The organism is Arenimonas metalli CF5-1, assembly GCF_000747155.1.
GTDB classification, from domain to species: domain Bacteria; phylum Pseudomonadota; class Gammaproteobacteria; order Xanthomonadales; family Xanthomonadaceae; genus Arenimonas; species Arenimonas metalli.
Map to the genome: position 1 here is coordinate 1 of NZ_AVCK01000041.1, position 8,314 is coordinate 8,314.

The 8,314-nt window shown below is 70.1% G+C and carries 8 protein-coding genes; 1 reads left to right on the top strand and 7 read right to left on the bottom strand.

Going from position 1 to position 8,314, the window contains the following annotated elements; translation table 11 throughout:
* From N787_RS11075 to N787_RS11090, 4 genes are all read right to left on the bottom strand, one after another.
* On the bottom strand, positions 1-123 hold a 123-nt coding region (locus N787_RS11075), incomplete at its 3' end, for a cold-shock protein (protein ID WP_034214012.1).
* Positions 124-372: 249 nt separating this feature from the next.
* Entirely contained in the window at positions 373-1,893 is a 1,521-nt protein-coding gene (locus N787_RS11080) for a fumarate hydratase (RefSeq protein WP_245594004.1), read from the bottom strand.
* 86 nt (positions 1,894-1,979) lie between these two features.
* Positions 1,980-2,567: a hypothetical protein gene (locus N787_RS11085; RefSeq protein ID WP_052575400.1), complete on the bottom strand. Its 588-nt coding sequence runs from the start codon at positions 2,565-2,567 to the stop codon at positions 1,980-1,982.
* 67 nt (positions 2,568-2,634) lie between these two features.
* Entirely contained in the window at positions 2,635-4,530 is a 1,896-nt protein-coding gene (locus tag N787_RS11090) for an ATP-binding cassette domain-containing protein (RefSeq protein ID WP_034213996.1), read from the bottom strand.
* Between the two features lie 79 nt (positions 4,531-4,609).
* Here N787_RS11090 and N787_RS11095 point away from each other — a divergent pair, with 79 nt between their 5' ends.
* Complete coding sequence (locus N787_RS11095) at positions 4,610-6,688, top strand: molybdopterin-dependent oxidoreductase (RefSeq protein ID WP_034213999.1); 2,079 nt, start codon at positions 4,610-4,612, stop codon at positions 6,686-6,688.
* Positions 6,689-6,700: 12 nt separating this feature from the next.
* Here N787_RS11095 and N787_RS11100 read toward each other — a convergent pair whose 3' ends face one another.
* From N787_RS11100 to N787_RS11110, 3 genes are all read right to left on the bottom strand, one after another.
* The gene (locus N787_RS11100) at positions 6,701-7,090 is read right to left on the bottom strand and encodes a hypothetical protein (protein ID WP_034214001.1); all 390 of its coding nucleotides are present in this window, start codon (positions 7,088-7,090) and stop codon (positions 6,701-6,703) included.
* 83 nt (positions 7,091-7,173) lie between these two features.
* Complete coding sequence (locus N787_RS11105; RefSeq protein ID WP_034214004.1) at positions 7,174-7,617, bottom strand: CoA-binding protein; 444 nt, start codon at positions 7,615-7,617, stop codon at positions 7,174-7,176.
* A 5-nt stretch (positions 7,618-7,622) separates the two neighbouring features.
* Positions 7,623-8,105, bottom strand: coding sequence for an FKBP-type peptidyl-prolyl cis-trans isomerase (locus tag N787_RS11110; RefSeq protein WP_034214007.1), 483 nt, complete (start codon positions 8,103-8,105; stop codon positions 7,623-7,625).
* Positions 8,106-8,314 lie beyond the last annotated feature (209 nt).

Genomic DNA, 8,314 nt, shown 5'->3' on the forward strand with positions numbered 1-8,314 from the left:
GAAGCCGGTGCCCTGGATGGAACGGAAATGGACGAAGACGTCCTCGCCGTTCTCGCGGCTGATGAAGCCGAAGCCCTTGGCATCGTTGAACCACTTTACGGTACCGATCTGACGATCCGACATGAAACACTCCTTGGAACGAGGTGGATAAATCGCTGACGGAAACATTCCGCCGCGCGACTGGGGTTGCAAGGAGAGCGAGGTGAAAAGATGTAGCGGATCGGTGGATCTACCGCATCAGGCCACGATTCACAGTGACCCTTCGCAAACACAGTCGCCGAGGACGATACGCCAGTCCGCGGCGGAATGCCAACACTTTCTGGTGGGCCCGCGTCAAGTGCGGGCGCCGTTCAGGTTCGGGCGCCGCCCGGGTCAGTCGACCACGACCGGGATCTTGCCGATCCGGGACTGCCATTCCCGCGGCCCGGTGCGGTGCACGGACTCGCCGGTGGAGTCGACGGCCACGGTGACGGGCATGTCCCGGACCTCGAACTCGTAGATGGCCTCCATGCCCAGGTCGGCGAAGCCGACGACCCGCGAGGCCTTGATGGCCTTGGACACCAGGTAGGCGGCGCCGCCCACGGCCATCAGGTAGACCGAGCGGTGCTTGCGGATGGCTTCGATGGCCGCCGGGCCGCGCTCGGCCTTGCCGACCATGCCCATCAGGCCGGTCTGGTCGAGCACCTGCTCGGTGAACTTGTCCATGCGGGTGGCGGTGGTCGGGCCGGCCGGGCCCACCACTTCGTCGCGGACCGGGTCGACCGGGCCGACGTAGTAGATGAAGCGGCCGCGCAGGTCCACCGGCAGCGGCTCGCCCTTGTTGAGCATGTCCACCATGCGCTTGTGGGCGGCGTCGCGGCCGGTGAGCAGCTTGCCGTTGAGCAGCAGCACCTCGCCCGGCTTCCAGCTGGCCACTTCCTCACGGGTCACGGTGTCGAGGTCGACCCGCCGGCCCTTCGACGCGTCGTAGGTCAGCTTCGGCCAGTCTTCCAGCGAGGGCGGCTCGAGCTGCACCGGGCCGCTGCCGTCGAGGGTGAAGTGCGCGTGCCGGGTGGCGGCGCAGTTCGGGATCATGGCCACCGGCAGGTTGGCGGCGTGGGTCGGGTAGTCCTTGACCTTGATGTCGAGCACCGTGGTCAGGCCACCCAGGCCCTGGGCGCCGATGCCGAGCGCATTGACCTTCTCGTACAGCTCCAGCCGCAGCTCCTCGGCGCGGTTGGACGGGCCGCGGGCCTGCAGGTCGGTGATGTCGATCGGTTCCATCAGCGATTCCTTGGCCAGCAGCATCGCCTTCTCGGCGGTGCCGCCGATGCCGATGCCCAGCATGCCCGGCGGGCACCAGCCGGCGCCCATGGTCGGCACGGTCTTGAGCACCCAGTCGACGATCGAATCGGACGGATTGAGCATCGCGAACTTGGACTTGGCCTCGGAGCCGCCGCCCTTGGCCGCCACGATCACGTCGATGGTGTCGCCCGGCACGACCTTCATGTTCACGACGGCCGGCGTGTTGTCCTTGGTGTTGCTGCGCTTGCCGGCCGGGTCGGCCAGCACGCTGGCGCGCAGCTTGTTGTCGGGGTGGTTATAGGCGCGGCGCACGCCTTCGTTGACCATGTCCTCGATGCCCATCGTGGCGCCGGCCCAGCGCACGTCCATGCCGATCTCGAGGAAGACGGTGACGATGCCGGTGTCCTGGCAGATCGGGCGGTGGCCCTCGGCGCACAGGCGCGAATTGATCAGGATCTGCGCGATCGCGTCCTTGGCCGCCGGGGATTCCTCGCGCTCGTAGGCGGCGGCGAGGTTCCGGATGTAGTCGACCGGGTGGTAGTACGAGATGTACTGCAGCGCGTCGGCGACGGACTGGATGAAGTCTTCCTGCTGGATCGGCTGGCTCACGGCGGGCATCGGGTTGGCGGCGGGGCCGTGATTTTAGCCCAGCCGGCCCGGGTCGCGCCGCCTTCGGCGCGCCCCGGGCCCGGGGTTCACTCGCCGCCCGTGGGTCCGCCGACCGCCGCGGCGTGGTTGGCGCGCAGGTAGTCCACGGCCAGGCTGGTGACGCGCACGAGCATGGCCTTGTCGGCGCCGCCGAAACTGTAGGCGCCGGCCATGCCGGCCGCGTGCTGGTAGAACTCCGGCTCCGCGATGACGGTGCCGGTGGCCGCATCGATGATGCGCAGCTTCAGCAGGACCCGGGACTTGCCGGCGAAGGCGCCCGCGAACACGCGCTTGCCGCCGCTGATGTAGCGGATGCCGGCCACGTAGGGTTCGATGCGCAGCACGCGGGCCTCGCCCTCCGGGGCCGCCGCGCCGTTGACCTCGGCCAGCCAGGGGCCGATGCGCTCGTCGAGGTTGGCCTGCAGGTTGACCAGCGCGGCTTCGTTGGGCTTCTGGCCGGCCCACGGTGCGCCCATCGTGATCTTGGCGACCTCGAACCGATCGAAGGCCGAGAACGCTTCGGCCGGTGCGGGATTGGTGGCCGACGAGGCCTCGACGTCGTCCTTCGCCAGCGCCGCGGGCGCGAGCAAGGCCAGTCCGATCAACAGCGTGTGCAGCGAACGCAGTAGCGACATCCCGGATTCCCCTGTGTGTTGACGCGCCGGACGGCGCGTCTTCACACGCTAGCAGAAGCCGCCGGGGCTACTCCAGTTCGTTCCAGCGGGCGTAGGCCTGCTCGAGTTCGGCCTGCAGCGAGGACAGGCGGGCGTTGGCCGCGGTGACGGCGTCGGCGGGCTGGCGGTAGAAGGCCGGGTCCTGGATCTGCGCGGTGAGCGCCGCGATGTCGGCGTCCAGCGTTTCGATGCGGCCGGGCAAGGCCTCGAGCTCGCGCTGTTCCTTGAACGAGAGCTTGCGTTTCGCCGGCGCGGGCGCCGCGGGGGCGGCCGCGGGCTTCGGCGTCGGCGCGACCTGCGGGGTCAGGCGCGGCGAGGCGGCGTTGGCGGCGGCGATGCGCGCCGACATCGGCCGCTGCCGCAGCCAGTCGGTGTAGCCGCCCACGTACTCCCCCACCCGGCCGTTGCCTTCCATCACCAGCGAGCTGGTGACCACGTTGTCGAGGAAGGCGCGGTCGTGCGAGACCAGGATCAGGGTGCCCGGGTAGTCGATCAGCAGCTCCTCGAGCAGCTCGAGGGTCTCGACGTCGAGGTCGTTGGTCGGTTCGTCCATCACCAGCAGGTTCGACGGCTTGGCGAAGAGCTTGGCCAGCAGCAGGCGGTTGCGCTCGCCGCCGCTGAGCTTGGTGATCGGCGCCAGCGCGCGGTCGGGGCTGAACAGGAAGTCCTGCAGGTAGCCCATCACGTGCTTGCGGCTGCCGTTGATCTCGATGAACTCGCGGCCTTCGGAGACGTTGTCGAGCGCGTTCCAGTCTTCGCGCAGCGCGGCGCGCAGCTGGTCGAAGAAGGCGACCTCTAGGTTGGTGCCCACCTGCACGCTGCCGGACTGCGGCTGCAGGTCGCCAAGCAGCAGCTTCAGCAGGGTGGTCTTGCCCGAACCGTTCGGGCCGATCAGGCCGATCTTGTCGCCGCGCTGGATGACGGTGCTGAAATGCTTCACCAGCACGCGATCGCCAAAGGCGAACGACACGTCCTTGGCCTCGAACACCTTGCGCCCCGACTTCTCGGCGCCGGCGGCGGCCAGCTTCACGTTGCCCTGCTGCTCGCGGCGCTCGGCGCGCTCGCGGCGCATGGCCTTGAGCGCGGTCACGCGGCCTTCGTTGCGGGTGCGGCGGGCCTTGATGCCCTGGCGGATCCAGACTTCTTCCTGGGCCAGCTTCTTGTCGAACAGCGCGTTCGCCTGGGCCTCGGCGTGCAGGCGCTCCTCGCGGCGGCGCAGGAAGTTGTCGTAGTCGCCGGGCCAGCTGGTGACCTGGCCGCGGTCGATCTCGACGATGCGGGTGGCGAGGTTCTTCAGGAACTCGCGGTCGTGGGTGACGAAGACCACGCTGCCGCCGAAGTTCTTCAGGAACTCCTCGAGCCAGGCGATCGATTCGATGTCGAGGTGGTTGGTGGGCTCGTCCAGCAGGAGCAGGTCGGGCGCGGCCACCAGGGCCTGCGCCAGCAGCACGCGGCGCTTCATGCCGCCCGACAGCGCCGAGAACTCGGCGTCCTCGGGCAGGTCGAGCTTGCTGATCACCTGCTCCACCCGCTGCTCGATCTGCCAGCCGTCGCCGGCCTCGATCCGGGCCTGCACCGCGCCCAGCTCGTCCATGTCGATGTCGGCGCCGTCGTGCAGCATGTGGTGGTAGCGCGCCAGGTCGGCGCCGAGCGCGCCCAGGCCCATCGCCACCACGTCGAAGACGCTGCCGGCCAGGTCCTTGGGCACTTCCTGGGCCAGGCCGGCGAGGCGGCCCTCGCGCTTGACCACGCCGTCGTCGGGCGTGATCGCGCCGCCCATCAGGCGCAGCAGGGTGGACTTGCCGGCGCCGTTGCGGCCGACGATGCAGACGCGCTCGTTGCGCTCGATCGTCAGGTTCACGGACTCGAGCAGGAGCGGGCCGCCGACGCTGTAGTCGACGCCTTGGAAGGTGATCAGGGACATGCGCGCAGTTTACAGGCTCGCCCGCCCCGAAGCCCGCGCCGGATGCCCTAAGATCGGGCCAGACCCCCGGGAACCCGCCATGGCCCGCACTTCACGCTTCCGCGCCTGTCCCCTCTGCGAGGCCATTTGCGGCCTCGAGCTGCAGTACGAGGCCGACGAGCTGGTGGCGATCCGCGGCGATGCCGCCGATCCCTTCAGCCGCGGCCACGTCTGCCCCAAGGGCAATGCGCTGCTCGACCTCGAGGCCGACCCCGACCGCCTGCGCCGCCCGCTGCGCCGCCGCGGCCGCGACTGGGAGGAGATCAGCTGGGACGAAGCGCTGGCCGAAGCCGGCGAGCGCCTGGCCGCCGTGCAGCGCGAGCACGGGGCCGACGCGGTCGGCGCCTACCTCGGCAATCCCAACGTCCACCATTTCGGCCACATCGCCTACCTGCCCGCCCTGCTCCGCAGCCTGCGCTCGAAGAACCTGTTCAGCGCCTCGTCGGTGGACCAGTGGCCGAGCCAGCTGGTGGACTGGCTGATGTACGGCCACCAGTTCCTGCTGCCGATCCCGGACGTGGACCGCACCGACTACTTCCTGATGCTGGGCGCCAACCCGGTGGCCTCGAACGGCAGCCTGATGACCGCGCCGGGCATCGCACGCCGGCTCGAGGCGCTGGTGGCGCGCGGGCGGCTGGTGGTGGTGGACCCGCGCCGCACCGAGACCGCGGCGATCGCCAGCGAGCACGTCTTCATCCGGCCCGGCACCGATGCCTGGTTCCTCGTCGCGCTGCTGCAGGAGTTGCTCGCGCTGGGCCCGCCGCGCATCGACGCGTACGCCGGCAAGTTGAGCGGGCTGGACGAGGCGCTGCGCGCGCTGGCCGCGTTCGACACGGCCGATGTCGAGGCGCGCACCGGCGTGCCGCGCGCCCGCATCGCGCGCATCGCGGCGGAGTTCCGCGTCGCGCCGGCGGCCGTGGCCTACGGCCGGATGGGGGTGTCCACGCAGGCCCACGGCACGCTGTGCCAGTGGCTGATCCAGCTGGTGAACCTGGTCACGGGCAACCTCGATCGCGCAGGGGGCTCGCTGCCCAACGAACCCGCCTTCCCCGTCACCGGGCCGGGCACCGCCGCGGGCCATCGCGACCGTTGGCGCAGCCGGGTGCGCGGCCTGCCCGAGTTCGCCGGCGAGCTGCCGGTGTCGGTGCTGGCCGAGGAGATCCGCACGCCGGGCGAAGGCCAGCTGCGCGCCCTGCTCACCTGTGCCGGCAACCCCGTGCTGTCCACGCCGGACGGGCGCGGGCTGGACGCAGCGCTGGCGGGCCTGGATTTCATGGTGTCGATCGATGTCTACCTCAACGAGACCACCCGCCACGCCCACCTGATCCTGCCGCCGGCCTCGCCGCTGACGCAGCCGCACTACGACGTGCACTTCAACGCCTTCGCCGTGCGGCGGGTGGCGCGGCTCAGCCTGCCGCTGCGCGAGCGCCGCGACGACGAGCGCGCCGACTGGGAAATCATCGACGGCCTGGCCGCGGCGCACGCGGCCGCCAGCGGCAAGCCCTGGCGCACCCTGCCGCCACCGCTGGCGATGATCGACGCCGGCCTGGCGCGCGGCGACAGCGGACTGGACGTCGCCGCGCTGGCCGCGGCCCCGCACGGCCTCGACCTCGGCCCGCTGCGTCCGTCACTGCTGGCCCGCCTGCAAACGGAAAGCGGCGCGATCGAATGCGCCCCGCCGCTGCTGATGGACGCGCTGGCCGGCCTCGCGGCGGAGCCTACCGATGCCGGCGGACTGCGGCTGATCGGTCGGCGCCACGTGCGCAGCAACAACTCCTGGATGCACAACGCGCCCCGCCTGGTGAAAGGCAAGCCGCGGCACCAGCTGCTGATGCATCCCGACGACCTCGCCCGCCATGGCCTGGCCGACGGTGCGCGGGTGCGGGTGAGTTCGGCGGTAGGAACCATCGAAACGGACGCGGTGGCCAGCGACGAGCTGATGCCCGGCGTCGCCTGCCTGCCGCACGGGTTCGGCCACGACCGGCCGGGCATTCGCCTGGCGCGCGCCGAGGCCGTGGCGGGTGCGAGCTACAACGACCTCACCGATCCGACGGCGCTCGATGGCCCGAGCGGCAACGCCGCGCTCAATGGCCTGGCCGTGACGGTGGCGCCGGCCTGAGGCCGGCCCGGGTCAGGAGCCGCCGTGCCGCAGCCAGCGTTCGGCGACGCTGGCGTTGTCGAACACGCGGCCGTTGGCGCCGCGCTCGAGCGCGAGGATCTCGCCGTGCTCCATCGCGCCCAGGATGTCGATGCGGTTCACGACGAAGGCCACCTGGATCTTGTCCAGGCCCATCTCGATCAGCGCATCCACCATGAACGGCACCTCGTAATCCCCCTCCCGCTCGCCCAGGGCTTCGACCACCATCAGCTTGCGGGCCTGGCGCAAACGCACCTGCTCGGCGACAAGGGTCCAATAGGCGATGGAGATGTCGCGGTTGTCGCGGGGTCCGGAAACACGGGCGTAGAGATAGCCGGGGCGATCCTCGAAGACGAGGTGGGTGTCGGGAGGCAGGGAGATCACGTGGACTTTCTGGCGCGGGGGGACGCGTATTCTAGCGCAACGCGTAACATTGTTTCATTGCGCGAAGCGCGCCGGCACGGGACTCAGCCGCTGGCCAGCCTGCGGTGCTCGACCATGATGCAGCGGTCCTGCACCACGTCGATGCCGGCCGCGAGCAGCGCCTCGGCGAAGGCATCGTCGCGGATGCCCGACTGCAGCCAGACCGCCGAAGGACGCTTGGCGAGGAGGTCGTCGAGGTGCGCGGCCAGGTCCTTCGGCTTGCGGAAGACATTGACCAGGTCGACGTCGCCCGGAATGTCCACCAGGCGACGGAACACCGGGCGCCGCAGGATGCTCTCGACGTCCGGGTAGTACACGGGCACCGGCACCACGTCGAAACCGACGCGCTCGAGGTAGCGCGGCACTTCGATCGCCGGCTGTCCGCGCTGGGTCTCGGTCTTGATCCCGAGCACGGCGATGCGCCGGACCCGGGACAACAGCGCCCGCAGGTCCGGGTCTTGCGTGATCAGCTGGCCGCGGGTGCCCATGGGGGTCAGTGGTGGTGGCCGCCGGCGCCGTGCACGTGGCCGTGCAGGACTTCCTCGACGCTGGCCTCGCGCACGTCGGTCACTTCGATGGCGAAGTGCAGGGTCTGGCCGGCGAGCGGATGGTTGCCGTCCACGGTGACCATGCCGTCTTCGATCTTGGCGATGACGACCGAGATCGCGCCCTGCGGGGTCTGGGCCTGGAACTGCATGCCCACGGCGAGCTCGTCGACGCCCTGGAAGGCCTCGCGCGGCACGACCTGGATCAGCATCTCGTTCGGGGTTCCGTAGCCTTCCTCGGGCGACACCACGACGTCGAACTTGTCGCCGGCCTGGCGGCCTTCCATCGCCTTCTCCAGGCCCGGCACGATGCCGCCGACGCCGTGCAGGTAAGCCAGCGGCTCGCCGCCGCTGGAGGAGTCGAGCACCGCGCCGGCGTCGTTGGTCAGGGTGTAGTGGAACGTAGCGACGGTGCGCTCGGCGATCTGCATGGGAATCCTTGGAATTGCGCCGGCACCGGCATCGCCGGGCGGCTGGGAAAGGGCGCATAGGCTACATGAAAAAGCCCCGGCCGTTTCGGGCCGGGGCTTGTTCTTGCACTGCCTGGCGGCAGGCAGCCGGATTACATCGGCTGCACTTCGTCCGCCTGCATGCCCTTCTGGCCCTTCACGACCTTGAAGGAGACCTTCTGGCCTTCCTG